Source organism: uncultured Aquimarina sp. (assembly GCF_947500065.1).
Taxonomy (GTDB): Bacteria; Bacteroidota; Bacteroidia; order Flavobacteriales; family Flavobacteriaceae; genus Aquimarina.
The window spans coordinates 98,991-117,083 of sequence record NZ_CANMQT010000007.1 but is presented as its reverse complement, the minus strand read 5'-3'; the positions used below and the strand labels follow the sequence as shown (position 1 = coordinate 117,083).

At 32.3% G+C, this 18,093-nt stretch carries 16 protein-coding genes; 7 read left to right on the top strand and 9 right to left on the bottom strand.

The genetic code is table 11. The features are described from left to right. Positions 1 to 178 precede the first annotated feature (178 nt). On the bottom strand, positions 179 to 1,045 hold the full coding sequence (locus tag Q0975_RS19525) for a hydroxymethylglutaryl-CoA lyase (protein WP_299439759.1): 867 nt from the start codon (positions 1,043 to 1,045) through the stop codon (positions 179 to 181). Positions 1,046 to 1,187: 142 nt separating this feature from the next. After that, positions 1,188 to 3,119, bottom strand: coding sequence for a histidine kinase (locus tag Q0975_RS19520; protein WP_299439757.1), 1,932 nt, complete (start codon positions 3,117 to 3,119; stop codon positions 1,188 to 1,190). A gap of 57 nt (positions 3,120 to 3,176) precedes the next feature. Between Q0975_RS19520 and Q0975_RS19515 the strand changes: the two genes are divergently transcribed. Together Q0975_RS19515 and Q0975_RS19510 are read left to right on the top strand one after the other, a co-directional pair. After that, entirely contained in the window at positions 3,177 to 3,914 is a 738-nt protein-coding gene (locus Q0975_RS19515; protein WP_299439755.1) for a LytTR family DNA-binding domain-containing protein, read from the top strand. A gap of 159 nt (positions 3,915 to 4,073) precedes the next feature. Beyond that, on the top strand, positions 4,074 to 4,241 hold the full coding sequence (locus Q0975_RS19510; RefSeq protein WP_299439753.1) for a hypothetical protein: 168 nt from the start codon (positions 4,074 to 4,076) through the stop codon (positions 4,239 to 4,241). 43 nt (positions 4,242 to 4,284) lie between these two features. On the opposite strand, the gene Q0975_RS19505 is transcribed toward Q0975_RS19510, so the two are convergent. Continuing rightward, positions 4,285 to 4,911, bottom strand: a complete 627-nt coding sequence (locus Q0975_RS19505) for a LysE family translocator (RefSeq protein ID WP_299439751.1) — start codon at positions 4,909 to 4,911, stop codon at positions 4,285 to 4,287. 161 nt (positions 4,912 to 5,072) lie between these two features. Here Q0975_RS19505 and Q0975_RS19500 point away from each other — a divergent pair, with 161 nt between their 5' ends. Next, the gene (locus tag Q0975_RS19500; RefSeq protein ID WP_299439749.1) at positions 5,073 to 5,990 is read left to right on the top strand and encodes a spondin domain-containing protein; all 918 of its coding nucleotides are present in this window, start codon (positions 5,073 to 5,075) and stop codon (positions 5,988 to 5,990) included. A gap of 1 nt (position 5,991) precedes the next feature. On the opposite strand, the gene Q0975_RS19495 is transcribed toward Q0975_RS19500, so the two are convergent. The 5 genes from Q0975_RS19495 to Q0975_RS19475 all read right to left on the bottom strand — a co-directional run bounded on the left by Q0975_RS19495 (position 5,992) and on the right by Q0975_RS19475 (position 12,323). Then, positions 5,992 to 7,035 (bottom strand): quinone-dependent dihydroorotate dehydrogenase, encoded by a 1,044-nt coding sequence (locus Q0975_RS19495; protein WP_299439747.1) that lies wholly within the window; start codon positions 7,033 to 7,035, stop codon positions 5,992 to 5,994. Positions 7,036 to 7,131: 96 nt separating this feature from the next. Continuing rightward, positions 7,132 to 9,330: a PepSY domain-containing protein gene (locus tag Q0975_RS19490; RefSeq protein ID WP_299439745.1), complete on the bottom strand. Its 2,199-nt coding sequence runs from the start codon at positions 9,328 to 9,330 to the stop codon at positions 7,132 to 7,134. Between the two features lie 13 nt (positions 9,331 to 9,343). Then, a complete protein-coding gene (locus tag Q0975_RS19485; protein WP_299439743.1) occupies positions 9,344 to 9,832 on the bottom strand; it encodes a DUF2271 domain-containing protein in 489 nt (162 codons plus the stop codon). A 78-nt stretch (positions 9,833 to 9,910) separates the two neighbouring features. After that, positions 9,911 to 11,407: an ankyrin repeat domain-containing protein gene (locus tag Q0975_RS19480; RefSeq protein ID WP_299439741.1), complete on the bottom strand. Its 1,497-nt coding sequence runs from the start codon at positions 11,405 to 11,407 to the stop codon at positions 9,911 to 9,913. A 4-nt stretch (positions 11,408 to 11,411) separates the two neighbouring features. After that, positions 11,412 to 12,323 carry a DUF6607 family protein gene (locus tag Q0975_RS19475; RefSeq protein ID WP_299439739.1) on the bottom strand — a complete coding sequence of 304 codons (912 nt, stop codon included), beginning with the start codon at positions 12,321 to 12,323 and terminating at the stop codon, positions 11,412 to 11,414. Between the two features lie 117 nt (positions 12,324 to 12,440). On the opposite strand from Q0975_RS19475, the gene Q0975_RS19470 reads away from it, so the two are divergent. The 4 genes from Q0975_RS19470 (at position 12,441) to Q0975_RS19455 (ending at position 17,713) form a co-directional block, all read left to right on the top strand. Continuing rightward, entirely contained in the window at positions 12,441 to 14,546 is a 2,106-nt protein-coding gene (locus tag Q0975_RS19470) for a TonB-dependent receptor (RefSeq protein WP_299439737.1), read from the top strand. Between the two features lie 10 nt (positions 14,547 to 14,556). Beyond that, positions 14,557 to 15,306 carry an HmuY family protein gene (locus Q0975_RS19465; RefSeq protein WP_299439735.1) on the top strand — a complete coding sequence of 250 codons (750 nt, stop codon included), beginning with the start codon at positions 14,557 to 14,559 and terminating at the stop codon, positions 15,304 to 15,306. 162 nt (positions 15,307 to 15,468) lie between these two features. Next, entirely contained in the window at positions 15,469 to 16,704 is a 1,236-nt protein-coding gene (gene pepT / locus Q0975_RS19460) for a peptidase T (RefSeq protein WP_299439734.1), read from the top strand. A gap of 130 nt (positions 16,705 to 16,834) precedes the next feature. After that, positions 16,835 to 17,713 carry a mechanosensitive ion channel domain-containing protein gene (locus Q0975_RS19455; protein WP_299439732.1) on the top strand — a complete coding sequence of 293 codons (879 nt, stop codon included), beginning with the start codon at positions 16,835 to 16,837 and terminating at the stop codon, positions 17,711 to 17,713. A gap of 75 nt (positions 17,714 to 17,788) precedes the next feature. Here the strand turns inward: Q0975_RS19455 and yajC are convergent, their stop codons facing one another. Continuing rightward, complete coding sequence (gene yajC, locus Q0975_RS19450) at positions 17,789 to 18,088, bottom strand: preprotein translocase subunit YajC (protein WP_299439730.1); 300 nt, start codon at positions 18,086 to 18,088, stop codon at positions 17,789 to 17,791. Positions 18,089 to 18,093: the final 5 nt, after the last annotated feature.

The window sequence follows — 18,093 nt, the reverse complement described above, 5'->3', positions numbered from 1 at the left end:
GTACTTGTAAACTAAAAATAGGTTTATACGTATGTAAGAGTTTGTATGAACACCTAGATGTTCCAATAGAGAAGAATTCTTACCCTTAGAAAACAAAAAAAATAATAGAATTAGCCAAAAAACAAACCAAAAATCTGATTTTTAGATAGTTACTCAAAAAAAATAAATATATCTAAGCTTAGTGATACGCTGTAAATACTTTAGTCGCTTCGTTATGTGAAGATTCGAAGCTCATCATTCTAACATTAGTATCTGCTTTTTGAGTCGTGAAATATGACAACATACGTTCTGTAGGCATATTACCAGTAAGTTCATCTTTTGCCATTGGGCATCCTCCAAATCCTTGGATTGCTCCATCAAATCTTCTGCAACCAGCTTTATAGGCTGCATCAACTTTCTCATGCCAAGTTGTTGGTGTTGTATGCAAATGTGCACCAAATTCAATTTCTGGATATTTAGGAATCAGATTAGCATATAAATAATCTATAATTTCAGGGTTAGAAGTACCCACAGTATCCGATAGTGATAAAATTTTCACTCCCATAGTACTCAACTTCTCCGTCCATTCTCCAACGATTTCAACATTCCAAGGATCTCCATATGGATTACCAAAGCCCATGGACAAATATGCAACCACTTGCTTATTAGATTTATCAGCAATATTTAGAATTTCTTGTAATGCCTCTACAGATTCTGCAATTGTCTTGTGCGTATTACGCATCTGAAAATTCTCCGAGATTGAAAAAGGATATCCCAAATAATCAATTTCCTTATGCTGTACCGCATCATTAGCCCCACGTACATTAGCAATAATTGCTAATAATTTACTATCTGTAGAAGATAAATCTAATCCTGCCAAAACCTCAGCCGTATCTACCATTTGTGGAATAGCTTTAGGAGACACAAAACTTCCGAAATCTATAGTATCAAACCCACATCGCAATAAAGATTGGATATACTGAATCTTTTTTTCTGTAGGAATAAAGTCTTTGATGCCTTGCATAGCATCTCTCGGACATTCAATAATTTTTACTTTTTCGGCCATTTACACGTGTCGATCTAGAAGAAATTCAATTTAGAGTATAAAAATATGATTATTTTTCAGAAAAGAGGATAAAAATTCCGATTCCGATAAAGACTATGACCTGCAACCATTTTAAGAACACTTTGTTCAGTCTCTCACATATTTATTCCAAAACATAAGGGATATATACAACCACCAGCGCACCAGGCTTATCATTATCTACAATATCAAATCGGGCATTAACTTTTAGAGATTTTGAATAAATTTTAAATCGTTCCTCTAGTATAGTGCCTGACAATGATTGGTAACCTGTCGTATTATTTTTTAATGTATTTCTTTTTGTATATCCTACCCCGTTATCTAGAACACTGCACTTTAACAAGTTTTCATTCTTTTCTTTTACAAGTTTCAATGTTATTTGTCCCTTTTCAATATTTGATATTCCATGTTCAATTGCATTTTCAACAAATGGCTGTATAAACATGGGAGGAATAAGCATCTCGTCAGAATCAATATCTAAATCAATTTCAACATCATAGCTGAATTTTTGAGAAAAATTAGATTGTAACTCTAAATAATCCCTAATCGTTTGAATTTCTTCTTCCACAGAAACAAATTCTTCTCTAGAATTTTCCAGAATTGATCTTAATAAACTACTTAATTTAAGTGTATATGGAATTACTTTTTCCGATTTGTTGGATGATAAATTTACTATACTACTTAAAGCGTTAAATAAAAAATGTGGATTCAATTGAGAACGGAGTAAACGTTGCTCCAAGACTGCCGTTTTATACTTACTGTTTAATTTATTTTGCCTAAATAGCACCACTCCCAATATTAAAAATGAAATAAACAATCCTATTAAAACCCAATTGATTATATTTTTTTGTTGCACAATTGTATTCTGTTGCTGTGTTAATTCCTCTAATTTTGATATTGACGCATCTTTTTCCTTCAAATCAAACTCAGCAGCATATAATTGTAATTGCTTGGTGATACTATTATCGTGATATCTAATCAAATAGTTATTTAATTCTTTTTGGACAATTAATTCGCTTGATGGATCATCTATTTTTTTAAAATTTCTACTAAGAATACCTTGTACCCTAAAAAGCAACCTTTTTTCATCTCGGCTATAATCATAATTACTTTTTAGTGAATCCAGAACACTTTTTAAAACGACATTTGATTGCTTAATACTATCCTTATGTGATAATATAAATCCATAATCTATTTGGGCAGATAACTTTAATTTTTCATCAATGTTAGCTTCCGCAAGATTATTAGTCCTAAAAATATTATACGATTCATTATAAGAGTTATATGCAGAATCATCTTGTTTCTGATTTAAAGCAACGTCTCCGATACCAGTGTTAGCTATAACCTGATTAATTAAGAAATTAACATTTCTATAATTATCACTATCTATTAGTGAAGTATCACGATATGTTTTTAGCGCACTTTTAAAATAAAATTTAGCGGAGTCATATTTTTTTAAATCTCTATATAGTGAACCTATTTCCGATTCATTATTACCTTTTTCAAACTTATGAGACATCCATATAGTATCCATTGCAGCTTTTTTTCGAGTTTCAAGTGCTAAATTGACATCTCCCACTTCAATATGTATGTATGAAATTCTATCTAAAATATAGAACTTCCAAGATTTTTTATCAGGTGATTCTGGATATTTGGATGTGAGCTCTAATCCTCTATAAAGAGTTTTTAATGCACTAAGTGGTTTTTTTCCAAAATATTCTCTCAAACCTTTAATATAATATGCTTTATGAACAATTCCATCCGCTCCCGGATGGGTATATTCAAATGATTCATATGCCTCAATAGCTTTATGAGCGTTTGTCAATGCAGAATCATTCTCACGTTTAAATAAATGTACGTAACTTTTGAATGTATAATATTTTGTCCAACCCTTAAGTGTAGTATCTTGCTGTATACTGTACTTTATTTGATCAATATAAACTCTATTGGGCTCCTTAAACGAAATCGTATCAATAAAATGCTGGGATAATATTTCTTGTGCAAAAGAATTAAAACTAACCAATAGAATTACAGAAATAAAAAAAAGACGTTTCAATGTTGTATTATTTGTGATGTAAACATAAATTTAGTGTTCGAATTTACATCTATTTTTATGATTAATGTTGTTATTATTGAAAATGATACTGATGCATCAAATTATCTTTCTAAACTTCTAAAAAATCCAATTTTTCAAATAAATATAGTAGGTTCAACTAAATCTATTAAAGAAGGTATAGCACTTATTTCTTCTTCTTCTCCTGAATTGGTTTTTCTTGATATACACCTAGATGATGGTCTAGGTTTTGAAATTCTGGATAATATACATTCAAAAAACTTTGAAGTTATATTTGTAACCGCATATGACACCTATTATGAGAAAGCAATAGAACATTTTGCATTTAATTACTTATTAAAACCAATAGATCCTTTAATGTTAGAAAAGGTAATCAATAGATATCAACAAGTAAAATCAAGGCATAGCCTACAAAGCAAGTATGATCACTTTAGAGAATTCATTAAAGAAAGTAATTCAAAAATACTTTTACACACTGGTCAACATTATAAATCTATTTATCTTGATGATATCATCTCTTGCACGGCAGATGGTAACTATACTTCTTTTACACTTAAAGACCATAAACCTATTTTAGCCAATAATATTCTAAAACACTATGATAAGCTACTATCAAATCGAGGTTTTTTTAGAGCGAATCGATCTTGTCTTATTAATATCTCCCATATAGAATCTATTTTTAGAAAAGAAACTATTATTCTTGATAACGGAGACAAAGTTCAAGTTTCCGGTAGTAATAGAGAGCAATTATCCCTACTTCTAGATTCGTTTAAATAGCAAAACACCTTGTTTATTTATTAAATCCTTTCATTCATTTATTCCTTTATTTATTATTTCTTATTCATTATAAATTTGGATATAAATTAAAAAAATAGACACAGACTGTGAGTGTCTTTAAAGGATCACAAATATTTAATTTTCAAAAAACAAATAATTATGTTGAAAAGCGTTTTAAATTTAGAAGGAGTACAAAGACTAAATAGAAATGAGCAAAAAATCATAAAAGGTGGAAGAGAACTGGAACCTAATCTTCCTTCGGGTTCTCCAGAATGTAATGGTTGTGAAATTCTGCGATTTAATGTATGCGTACCTGTATGCCTATAAAACTAAAAAAGCTGCCAAAAAAAATGGCAGCTTTTCTTTTAATTTATTTTTCAGAAAAGAGGATAAAAATTCCGATTCCGATAAAGACTATGATCTGCAACCATTTTAAAAACACACCTACTCTAGAGTTACCCTTAATATAATCTGAGATATATCCTGCCCCAATAGCTATTAAGCTAAATACTAAAAGAGATACACCCATAAATAAAAAACCTAAAACGTAAAACTGTGTTACACTACTTAACGTTTCACTAAATAAAAATCCTGGAAAGAAAGCCAAAAAAAATATTGAGACTTTAGGATTTAATACATTCATAACAAACCCTTGTCGAAATAATTGCCCCAAACTTTTTTTCTCTACAGTATCAGCCGAAAGTTGTATCGCTGCACTATTTTTCCAAACCTTATATGCTAAAAAAAATAAATATAGCGCTCCTAATAGTTTTATAGTAAAAAACAACACTTCACTTTGCTGGATAATAGTAGATACTCCAAAGGCTACTAATGTAGTATGCACCAAACAACCAGATATTAAGCCTGCCACTGTAGCAAGTCCATATTTTTTGCCATTTACAATACTTTGCATTAGTACGTAAATATTATCTGGTCCTGGAGAAATGGATAAAGCCAGAGTAGCGATTACAAAAGTGTATAGGATTTCAAAATTCATTGTTATTTTTTGTAAGGTTTCACATAAGTAACCGACAGCTCAAAAATATACATATCATTTTAAAATCAGTTCATAATAAATTATTATCGAAGAATTAGGGTTATTCCTTAGTCAGCTGTTTAAAGTATATAACACAATCAACTCATTTAATAACCATACAAATGAAAAAGCTTATTCTAAAAACTACCTTATTACTTTTATCATTATCAACATTTGGTCAAACTACTACAGCAGTTTATGACATAGTATTTACAAGCAATTGGGATGCTCATGGCACATTACCAGGAAATGCGCATTTTACAGAATTAGTAGGTGCTACTCACAATAGTAGTGTTACATTTCTCGAAATGGGAGGAATGGCAACAGCAGGTATCAAACAAGTAGCAGAAACAGGTCTTTTTGGAACTTTTAACTCAGAAGTTACTACTGCGATAAATGCAAATAATGCTGATCAATTTATTGAAGGTCCGAATTTATTTCCAACCCCTACTTCTAAAACTATTACGATAAGTGATCTTACTATAAGTTCAGACTACCCTTTAATTAGTCTTGCATCTATGATTGCTCCCAGTCCTGATTGGATGATCGCTGTAAATAGCGTATCTATGATTGATGGTGGAGGTCAATGGATTTCGCAAGTTACATTAGATTTATATGCATATGATGCTGGAACTGAAAATGGTACTGGTTACAGTTTAAATAATACAGCTACAGTGCCTCAGGAAGCAATATCAAGTCTACAAGGAGTTTCTCCATTCAATTCAGCAAAAATCGGAACGATAGTTTTTAATCAGAAACGACTTAGTACGGAAGATTTTACTAGCGAAAAGGAAAATGATAAAATTACAATCTCTCCTAATCCCAGTAATGGAGATATATCTATTTTAACATCAAAATCTGCTACTATAGAAGAAATTGAAATATACAATGTCCTAGGAAAACAAGTAAGACGCTATAATTTTAAGCAAAGTAACGCTAACATCAACCTTGATCTTACACAACTTACCTCTGGTATTTATCTGGTAAGACTTCTAACTAATTCAGGAAAAAGCGAAACCCAGAAAATAATTTTGAGATAGTTTATAATCCTTTTTTGATTACTGCTTTATTAATATTCTTAATCAATTTTGGCCCTTCATAAATAAAACCTGTATATAATTGTACAAGGCTTGCTCCTGCTTCTAATTTTTCTATAGCATCAGTAGCACTATGAATGCCTCCTACTCCAATAATAGGAAAAGCTTTATTGCTTTTTTCTGATAAAAACCTGATTACTTCAGTAGATCTATTGGTTAGTGGTTTACCACTCAACCCTCCTTTTTCATTTGCCAACGTGAGATTTGATTTCAATCCTTTTCTAGATATTGTAGTATTAGCAGCAATAACACCTGCTATTTTAGTGTCTTTCACAATATCAATTATATCTAATAACTGTTCATCTGTAAGGTCTGGTGCTATTTTAAGTAGGATTGGCTTAGCATTTTGATTATCAACAGTACCTTTTTCAAGATTTCTCTGTTGAAGTGTATTCAATAATGCTGTCAATGGTTCTTTATCCTGCAATGCTCTTAAATTTGGAGTATTAGGCGAACTAACATTGACCACAAAATAATCTACATAATCAAAAAGCGCATCAAAACATATTTTATAATCTTCTACTGCTGTTTCGTTTGGAGTTACTTTATTCTTACCAATGTTACCTCCTATTAAAACGCCTTTATTTTTCTTCAGTCGTTGTACTGCATCCTCTACTCCACCATTATTAAAACCCATTCGATTAATAATTGCGCTATCTTCCTTTAATCTAAATAATCTTTTTTTAGGATTACCTTCCTGAGGTTTAGGGGTCAATGTTCCTATCTCTACAAATCCAAACCCAAAATCAGAAAGTTCATTAAATAATTTAGCATCTTTATCAAAACCAGCTGCCAAGCCAACAGGGTTTTTGAATTTCAACCCAAATACTTCTCTTTCAAGAGTAGCGTTTTTTACTTGATATATACTTCTAAAAATTCCAGAAACAAATGGAATTTTAGACAAAGCTCTTATCATCTTAAAGGTAAAGTGATGTACACCTTCAGGATCATAATTAAATAAAATTGGTCGAATTATTGATTTGTACATTGGAAGATTCTTTTGGTTCGCAAAAATACGGGATACAAAAATTTTACCATACAAATATTTGATATTTATAGTAGCTCAGGAAATCCCCACATAATCTTAATAACAATCCATTCTAATCTGTTTATTATTAAGAAATGTACTCAATGGAATTTTAAGTTTATTTTCCGTGATACGCTCCAAAACATCAAGTACTTCTTCCTGCATGTTAACAGAACCACATATCATTATTACACCACCTTTTTGAAGAGTATTAGCAATAAGGTCATTCTCCTTACTTACCAAATCCTGAACATATTCTTTATCATTCTCCCTAGAATAGGCAACATGAAAACTAGATATTTGCTTTGTTAATCTTCCTCGTTTCACATAATCTTCATATATCTCCAAAGACTTTTTGGTTCTTCCTCCCCAAAACAAGTGAATTTTAGCATTACTCGTTTCACTTGTAATCATTCCTAAAAATGGGGCAATACCCGTTCCGTTAGCAATTAGAATTCCATCATTTGTGAAACTTGGAAAATAAAATTCTTCATTAGGTTTAATCATTGCCTTTATCGTATCACCTTCTTGTAATTGATTTAAATACGATGAACACACACCATTATCATGTTTTTTAATGCTCAATACGATAGCTCCATCCAATTTACCTATTGAATACAATCTAGCCACAGTATCATTATTAGGACGAATCGATAATAAATCTCCTGATCTAAAATCTAGCGATTGTTTTGAATGATGTAAACGAAGTAAAAACGTATCATCCGTATTTAAGGGTGTTTTATTTGCTACTTTGAAGACTTCATATCCTGATTCCCTTACTTCTTCGGAAGTATCAATTTTTAAGGACAAACCAACTAAATCATTCCATTTCTCTACCCAATTCTTGAAAACATCCAAAGATTGATTATTTATTTTTTGTAATGGTAAAATCGACCTGAATTCAGAATGCAATCCTAAAATTGCATCAACATCTATAGCATACTTACAAAAATCCGGATATGCTAATGATCCTAAACCTATGACTGAAAACTGAAGGGTATTGATTGGTTTAATTTCCTTAAACAATCGCTCAAATTTTTTGGCGTTTGCAGGAGGTTCTCCTTTTCCATAGGTAGCTGTAAAAACAATAAGATGTTTTGCTTTTTGATAGGTTGTATATGAATTTAATTCTGAAACGAAAACAGACTTGCCTGCCTTAAGAAGTGCTTTCCTAAAGAGATTTGCAAAAGTAAATGTAGAACCTGTTTCTGATCCTACTAGAATAATATATTCACACTCGTCTTTATTATTTTGTCCATTACTTAGCCTACTTCTCCTACTACGTTTAATAGTCATCCAGAACCCTGAATACATAAAAAACAGAATAATCCCACTAGTAATCAATAAAACAATTGACCACAAAACATTACCACTACCAGTATGTAACAAAAGGCTGTAGTACGATGCTAATTTCACAAAAGTATATTGCTGTACACTCAGAACACTTCCGCTAAATTGATGAACCATTAGTTCTTTATCAATTAGTTCTATTCTAAAATAATCTTCAACATCATCAGAAAATGGAAATTCTATATTTCTAACATCATTTAAATGAATTCTCCTGAAAACCGGAAAATCAGCAGCCGCCGTTTTCGTAGCTTTTTCGTATGCTTGTATATTAATTTGGTTAGAAGAAGAATATTTTGGAAGCAAAGAAAATTTTTCAAGAGACAAATAAACACCCGTAACAGCAATAATGAGTATTGGGATAAAAAACCAGCGACCGAAGACTACATGGTAATACTGATTCGTGGATTCCTTATGTACCTTCGTAAAAAACTTTGAAACACCTCCTTGTCGTTTCAGAATAAGTAGCATTCCGGTAACAACGATAATAACCAATAGTAACGAAACCAATCCAACAAAAAAACGCCCTACACTTTTCAGAAATAAAGATCTATGAAGATTAGTCGCAAACTTAAAAATACTTGCTTTTTGTTCAGGATTGCCAAGTTTTTCTCCAGTCCTGGGATTAACATAGATTTTTTCACCTTTTCCCTCTTTAGTAATTACAGAAGCAACAACAAAATTCGAATCTTCTACGGTAATTGTAATTACCTCTTTATACTCTCTTTGTAAAACTGCTATAGTTTCTGCTATAGTAATATTTTCAATATCACCTATTGCATAAGGTTGTACAGCATTAGACATAGGCTCTAAAGCAAGAATAATACCTGTTACTGAAGCTATCGATAAAAAAATAGCAGAAGATATAGCCAATACAAGATGGCTATATCTCCATAATGAAATAGTCATACTATTCTAAAAATTATTGTGGAAGCATTCGTATATATCTTATAAAACCTTTTCCTTCTACTTTAGATTTTATAGTTTCAGTAGTCAACTCAAACTCAACATCATCTTCATAGTATTCTTGATCCTCAACGGCTGTTTCAAAACGAATTTTATATCCGCTATCAATTTTATCTTTAGGGATTTTAATAATACTTACTGTTCTTTCTCCACCACTTATAGTAGCTCCAGAAATCGCGTCAATATCTGATCGTTGTTTTCCATAGAATTTCCACCATTCTGTAATATCACTATACCATTCACTATCTTTTCCTTGAACATATAAAGTCTCATCATATCCTCCTTCTGGTTTTATTAGAGAAATAACAACATATGCACCTTCTCCTGTATAATTTATCATCTGTATCATACATTTAAGGTTCGTTGTGTTTGACTCCCTTGTAAAAGATACTAATACAAAAACCGTTAGTATAGCTAATGGAAATAATCTAAAAATTGTTTTCATAACATTTATATTTTAATAAAGACCACACCATATTCACTGATCTCTCCTCATTTGTTATTGATATTTAGTAATTGTCAATTATTGTAAGAAACTTAACTCGACATTTTGCTGTTGTAGTAATTCGTTTTCTGTTGCTAGATCAAAAACCGTTTCTTCAAAACTCGTTTGTATACTTTTATCTGCTCCATTCTCTAAAAGAAATTTTAATAAATCTGCACTAGTAGCTTTCATAGCTGCAAGATGCAATGCTGTATTTCCTTCATCATTTTTACTATTCATAGGAACGGTCAATTTGGCAATTCTTTTTAGCAATTCAATATCATTTTCTTTTACTGCCAAATGCCATAACGTATGGCCATCAGCCTGAACTTCTGTAAAATCCACTCCCTTTTCTTGAAGCAATGCAATTTTTTGATCAAATTCTTGAGCTTTGTCTTTTTGATACGATTGCAAGACATAATATGCAAGCGAATTTCCTTTTAAGTCTTTCGCCAATGGATTTGCCTCATGATCCAGTAATAGTCTAATTACATCAATAGTATTTCTTTGAACAGCTTTCATTAGTGGTGTAACACCACTTTTATTAGCCTGATCGATGTCTTTTACATATGTAATAAGATGACTAATACGTTGCATATCATTTCTAGAAGCAGCATTGGCAAATGGTGTATCCCCTTTACTATTTGGTTGATTAACATCTACACCTTTCTGAATAAAGTAATCAAAAATAGCTCGCTCCTTATTTTTAAAAGCTAAAGCGTGTAACGCATTAATACCTTTATCCGTTACTACATTTGGTTGAATTCCTATGCCTTCAAAATATTTATACACTTCTAGATTATTAGCACTATTCCGAGTACCTTGACTTGCAAAAACAAATGCATTTCCACCTTCACTATTTAGATTTTTATAGGCTACACCTTTCTTAATAAGCTGGTTTAAGATTTCTTTATTTCCTTTTTTAGCAGCATAATTAAAAATACCATTGCCATTGGTATCTATACAATGTAGATCTATGCCTCTATCAACAAAATAATCAATGAGCTTATCATTCTCCAAAAACGGAGCAACCAATAACAACGCATTAGCTCCATCATTATTTTTTTCTGTCAACAAATCTGCTCCATTGGCAATACAAAAATCATATAGCTTAACGTTTTGCTGACCGGTAACAGCGGCAAAGTTTAATAACGAATATCCGTGGCTATCGATAATATCTGTCGTTGCTCCTTTTTCAAGAAGATGCTTCATCATTTCCAAATTATCACGATAGATAGCCCAAAAAATATAAGTACGTCCATCATGAGTTTTTTTATTTACGTCATTTCCTTTTTTAGTCAAAAGATATTTAATCGTTTGATTATCTACTTTTTCAATCAGCGCCCAAGAAACAGCATCAAAAGCAAACCGATTAAGTTCTGCAGGATCATTCCCTGAGGCAATATCTTTATCTATTTGCTGTATAGTAGGGTTTGATTTCCAATAGTTTCGATCTAAAAAAACATTTTCCTGTGCAGATACGTTTATATACAATAAAATAAAAACGATCCCCAATAAGCTATGAACTTTTCTCATATTATTATTTTTTTACAAAAGATTCTATAATTGTATTAATATCATTTTCTGCTTGATAATCTTCAGTAAAAAGATGCTTATATAGCGCTTTGTTCTCAACTTTTTGTTCTAAAGATAAATCTGTGTTTCTTCCAAAAACTTCTTCCCACTTACTTCTTACCAAAACCCATTTATCATTATGTTCTTTCCACCAATTAGATGCTCCTGCACAACGTTTATCATCTACACGTGTATAAATATTATTCCCTTTCTCTTTGGCTATGATTATATCTTCTTTACCCGCTTCTCTAATAATTTTGTCATTATCTTGATCATGTATCCAACCAGTTTCGGTAATTTCCTGACGATTACCTCTCATTGTAATATTATAATCACTTCTGGTAGTATACTCACGTCGTGGCAAAGGCGCTGTTGTAGTGTTTTCCCAAAAACTCTTACCATCGACATGGACCCAGCTAGCAGAACCTTCATAACGAGGACTATCATCTACTTGATATACTTTTTGAGACCACTGCCCTTTTACATCTTCTTCGGGTTTACGAACATATTTCCAATTATTATCTCCATCATACATATAAAAATCTCGGTTTTCAAACACCCAATCCTGTCTCCAATGCTTTACAATATGAGGTTTGGATGGATCGCCTACTTGTAGAATATGCTGAATAGCTATCTTATTCTCCTTATCAACTACTAATTCTGCCCACTCTAATGCCTTACTATCCTTTTTCGTTTTAGAAGGTTTATATAGAGAATCGTTACTATAATTAAAAGTTTCTGCAAAATTAAAAGAGACCTCATAGCAACCGCACATGGACTTTATTGCGGCAAGATCATTTGCTTTTTTATCTACTTGCCCTATTACTACACTAGATGTAAGTAGTGACACAACAATTACTAACTGACTGATTTTCATTTTGAAAGATTATTTAAAAGTTTAAAACATAAAAAATAATTAATCTTATTTAGACTTAATTAAAATAAGATTATATATTTGTCAAAAATAATAATTATTTTTAATTAGTCTAAATAAATGAATAAAATCATTACTTTTATCTTACTCTTATGCTGTAACCTATATAGTCAAGAACATGTTACTCCTAAAGAAAGTGACTCTCTAAAAACAGAGAGATTAGAAGAAGTATTCATAAGTGCAACTCGTACAGAAAGACAATTATCTTCTCTCCCTTTGCCTGCACAGATTATTTCTAAAAAAGAAATTGATGCAGTAAATTCAGTTCGCTTAACCGATATTCTTAATGAGCAAACTGGGCTCATTACTGTTCCTGATTTTGGTGGTGGAGAAGGAATTCAATTACAAGGTTTAGATAGTCAGTATACCTTGATCTTGATCGATGGGGTTCCTCTTGTTGGGAGATCCGCAGGCACCTTAGACTTAAGTCGTCTTACCACAGGTAACGTTAAACAATTAGAAGTAGTAAAAGGAGCCTCCTCAAGTTTATATGGTAGTGAAGCTTTGGGAGGTGTCATCAATATAATTACTAAAAACCCCAAGGAAGGCTTTAAAGGTACTATTAGTCATCGTACAGGAAGCTTCAATACCCAAGATTTAAGCACCGCTATTAATTTTAAACAAAAAAAGTTCGGAATTAATGCTTTTTTTAATAGATATAGTAGCTCCGGTTATGACCTTATTAATTCTGATGAGCTTAATACCGTAGAGCCTTTTAGCAACTATACTTTTACCACTAAAATATCCTATGATTTTAATGATAATACTAAACTTCTATTATCGAGTCGCTATTACACTCAGGAACAAGATAATGTTGCTCCAAATAATTTATTAGGAGAAAGTACCATAACAGAATGGAATACGCACTTTAAGTTCGATCACAAATTCAATAAAAAATGGGCCACATATATTGAATTCTACACTACCCAATATAAAGCTGAAGAGTTTCTTGATGACCCATCTGGTGCAAGATTCTCGGATAGTGATTTTGATCAACGTTTTTTACGTCCTGAAATACGAGCTTCTTACACTCCTAACGAAAAACATACACTTATCGGCGGTGTTGGTCTAACAAATGAAACATTAGACAGAACAGACTTTTTTGAAAAACCTGAGTTCTATGCTCCTTATATTTTTGCTCAATATGATGTCCAAGCTTTAGAAAAACTAAACGTTATTCTAGGTTTTAGATATGATGATCATAACGAATATGAATCACAGCTTAGTCCAAAAATTGCTCTTAGATATGAAATTACGGATAAGTTATCTGTAAAAAGTTCTGTAGGTTATGGATTCAAAGCTCCAGATTTTAGACAACTCTACTTTGATTTTACAAATGCTACTGTAGGATACACCGTGCTAGGATATAATGCTGTTCCTAGTCAGCTTCAGGAACTGGCAGATCAAGGACAATTAACAGAAGAATCTGTAAACAATCTTCCTTCTATTATAGAACAATTTAATGAATCTCTAAAACCAGAAAGTTCTGTGAGTTATAATTTAGGGGTCGATTTCGAGCCAATTTCAAAACTAAAACTAAGTCTAAACTTTTTCCAGAATAACATTACAAATCTAATAGACACTAGAGTAATTGCTAGAAAATCAAATGGTCAAAATGTATTTAGTTACTCAAATGTAGATGACGTATATACACAAGGTGTAGAATTCAGCGCAAACTGGAAACCAATCACAAATCTAAAAATATCAGGAGGTTATCAATTACTTTATGCTAAAGACAAAGAAGCAGAAAGAATTTTTCAAAACGGAGAAGCTTTTGCTCGTGTACCTAACCCTGATGGCCTAGGAACTACAACAATTCAATTAGAAGAAGGTGATTATTTTGGTTTACCCAATCGCTCCAGACATATGGCTAATGTCAAGCTATTTTATGAAATTCCAGATTGGAACATAAATACAAATATTAGAGCAACTTACAGAAGTAGCTATGGATTGTCTGATACTAATGGAACCATTAATGGTTACATAGATACCTATGACGAATTTGTAGGAGAATATACTATTTGGGATTTTGCTATAAACAAAACTTTTTACAACAACTATATCCTAGGAATGGGTATAGACAACCTCTTTGATTTTACCGATCCCGGAAACATAAGTAACATTGCTGGTCGCATATTATACGGAAAACTAAACATTAAATTTTAAATACATACAAATGAGAACACTTAGATTTTTAACTTTTGCTATACTCGCTATTGGATTTTTTTCTTGTAGTAGTGATGACGATTCATGCGCAGAAACTTTATTTTTTGATGATGCTGATGGAGATGGATTAGGAAATTCTGCAGCATCACAACTTGCTTGTGTTGCCCCAGAAGGATTTGTTTCCAATTCTGATGATAATGACGACACACAAGCTCTTGCCAACCTTATTTCTGAAACAGTTACTAATTTACACGCACCTCAAGAAGGAGGACAGGGACAACCAATATCTGGTGCTTTTACAAAATTTGATTTCGAAACAGGTCAAATTACTACTAGTGATGAAGATTGGGACATTGCTTTTAGAGGAACTACCATTATAATTAATGGAGGAGCTACACAAGGAACTACTGATGAACCAGATAGAACTGGAGATGCCGCTGCCTATATTGCTACAGGAACTATGGATAATATAACATCTGTGGAAATCGGAAATCTTATACAAGATACTGCTGCCGATACAGCCATACCTTCAGGAAGTGATAATGGATGGTATAATTATTCTGGAGCACCAAATTTCTTAATCACTCCTTTAACAGGAAAAATTTTAGTAATAAGAACTAGTGACGGAAAGTATGCAAAAGTAGAAATACTTAGCTACTATAAAGATGCTCCTATTAATCCAGATGCCTTTGTACATGAAAGCAGATATTTCACTTTTAACTATATATACCAACCAAACAATAATGTAACTGTATTTTAGAAAGCATCAATTAACCCTAAAACTAAATTACCCCCCTTTTTTAAGTTGTAATTGCATTGTTGTTTCTGCAGAAAACCTTGCTTGGCAAGGTTTTCTTATTTTAAAAAACTACTTTTTATAATAATAATGTATTTTTGAAAATCCAAAAATTAATTCATCCCTATGATTCCTAAAAAACATATTATTGATAGATTTATAAGTTATGTAACCATAGATACGGAGAGTGATCCTAATAGCGATACAACTCCTAGTTCTGAAAAGCAATGGGATCTAGCAAATAAATTAGTTGACGAATTAAAATCAATAGGTTTAGAAGATGTAACTATTGACCAAAATGCTTACATCATGGCAACACTACCATCTAATGTGGATCACGATGTCCCAACAATTGGTTTCATTTCTCATTTTGATACTACTCCTGATTTCACAGGAGCTAATGTGAATCCTCAAGTTATCGAATCCTATGATGGAAAAGATATCATTCTCAATAAAGAGGAGAATATTGTGTTGTCTCCAGATTACTTTGAAGATCTAAAATTATACAAAGGACAAACATTAATTACCACAGACGGAACTACACTTCTGGGAGCTGATGATAAGGCTGGTATTGCTGAGATTATTTCCGCCATGGAATACCTTATCCAACATCCAGAAATCAAACATGGAAAAATACGTATTGGTTTTACTCCTGATGAAGAAATCGGTAGAGGTGCTCATAAGTTTGATATCGAAAAATTTGGAGCAAAATGGGCCTACACCATGGATGGTAGCCAAATTGGTGAATTAGAATATGAAAACTTCAATGCAGCAGGTGCTGTCGTTACTATAAAAGGCAAAATAGTACATCCAGGATATGCTAAAGGAAAAATGATCAACAGCATGTATATCGCACAGGATTTCATCAATTCTTTGCCCAGATTAGAAACTCCGGAACACACTAGTGATCGGGAAGGTTTTTTTCATTTACATACCATGAACGGTGAAGTTGAAGAAACTAAATTACAGTACATCATTAGAGATCACGACAAAAAGCATTTCGAAGCTCGTAAAGAGATCATGACCAAGCTTGCAAATGAACTTAACAATCAATACGGAAAAGATACCATTACTGTAACCATTGATGATCAATACTATAACATGCGGGAAAAAGTGGAACCTGTAATGCACATTGTAGATATTGCAGAAGAAGCTATGAAAGAAATAGGTATCACTCCTCTCATAAAACCAATTCGCGGTGGTACGGATGGATCACAATTGAGCTATATGGGATTACCATGTCCTAATATTTTTGCTGGAGGACATAACTTTCACGGAAGATATGAATATGTTCCTGTGGAAAGTATGATTAAGGCGGTAGAAGTGATAGTAAAGATTGCGGAGTTAACTGCAAAGAGATAATCTGTAACTCATCGATATTTCATCACTTTTGACGATTTTGTGCTTTTTTCTTATTTACAAAGGAAAACCGTTAACCTGATATAGTAGTAGATTTATGTGATAACTATTTAATCACTATAAAACATAAATCATGCAAACTACAGACAAGGTTGTAGATACAGCTGTATCAGCAACTACAGAAGCAGGAGGAACAGTTATGAGTTCTCTTGGCGGTTTTTTTAATTCTATACAAGAAGGAGTTGGTCAATATGGACTTAAAATTGTTGGAGGAATTGTAGCATTAATAATTGGGCTTTGGATTGTAAAACTCATTATGAGAGCTATCAAAAAAGCTTTTGACAAAAGCAAAGTTGACGGCACTTTAAAACCATTTTTAGTTACTCTTGTTGGTTTTTTATTAAAAGTTCTCTTATTCATTTCTATAGCAGGTATTGTAGGTATTCCTACCGCCACTTTTGCAGCTTTATTAGCAGCAGTTGGATTGGCTATTGGAGGTGCCTTTAATGGTTCTTTGGGTCATATGGCTGCTGGAGTAATGTTACTTGTTTTCAGGCCATTTAAAGTCGGTGATCTAATCGAAACAGGTGGTAAACTTGGATTTGTAAAAGAAATCTCCGTATTTATTACAGTACTAGAAACTTTCCAAAATAAAACAGAAATTATTCCAAACGGTGCTATTACCGCAGGAACAATAACTAACCTAACAACTATTGGTAATCTAAGAGTAGATATGCCTTTTGGAATTCAATACGGCACTGACATTGAAAAAGCAAAACAAATTGTAATGGATGTTATGAAAGCTGATCAAAATGTAATGGAGAATCCTGCTCCAAGAGTTGCTGTTAATAATTTAGGACCTAATGGCGTAGAATTATTAGCACTACCCTATTCTACCTGTGAAGATTATTGGGATGTATATTGGGATACAAGACAAAAAATTGTTGAAGCACTAGGTAAGGCAGATTACGCAGCTCCACTACCACAACGAATTGTTACTATGAAATCATAACCAACTTTATTTATATATTACACAAAAAAAGCGTCGTATTTACATACGACGCTTTTTGCTTTATAAGCTCTGTTATTACTTTTTCTTTTCGGCAGGTGGTGCATTTAATTTCTGACTCATTTCTAAAGAAATAGCAGATTTATCGAATGTTAATTTACCAGCTCCTGTTTCAATAACAACGGCATTATTTTTTTCACTGAAGTCAAAGACTTTTCCGTGAAGACCACTTTTTGTAACTACGCGATCTCCTTTCTTAAGCTCTGCAGCGAATTTCTTCTCCTTTTTTGCCTTTTGCATTTGTGGACGTATCATAAAAAAATACATCACTACAAATATCAAAAGTATAAAAGGTAATTGTCCTCCAAATCCTTCCATAAAAA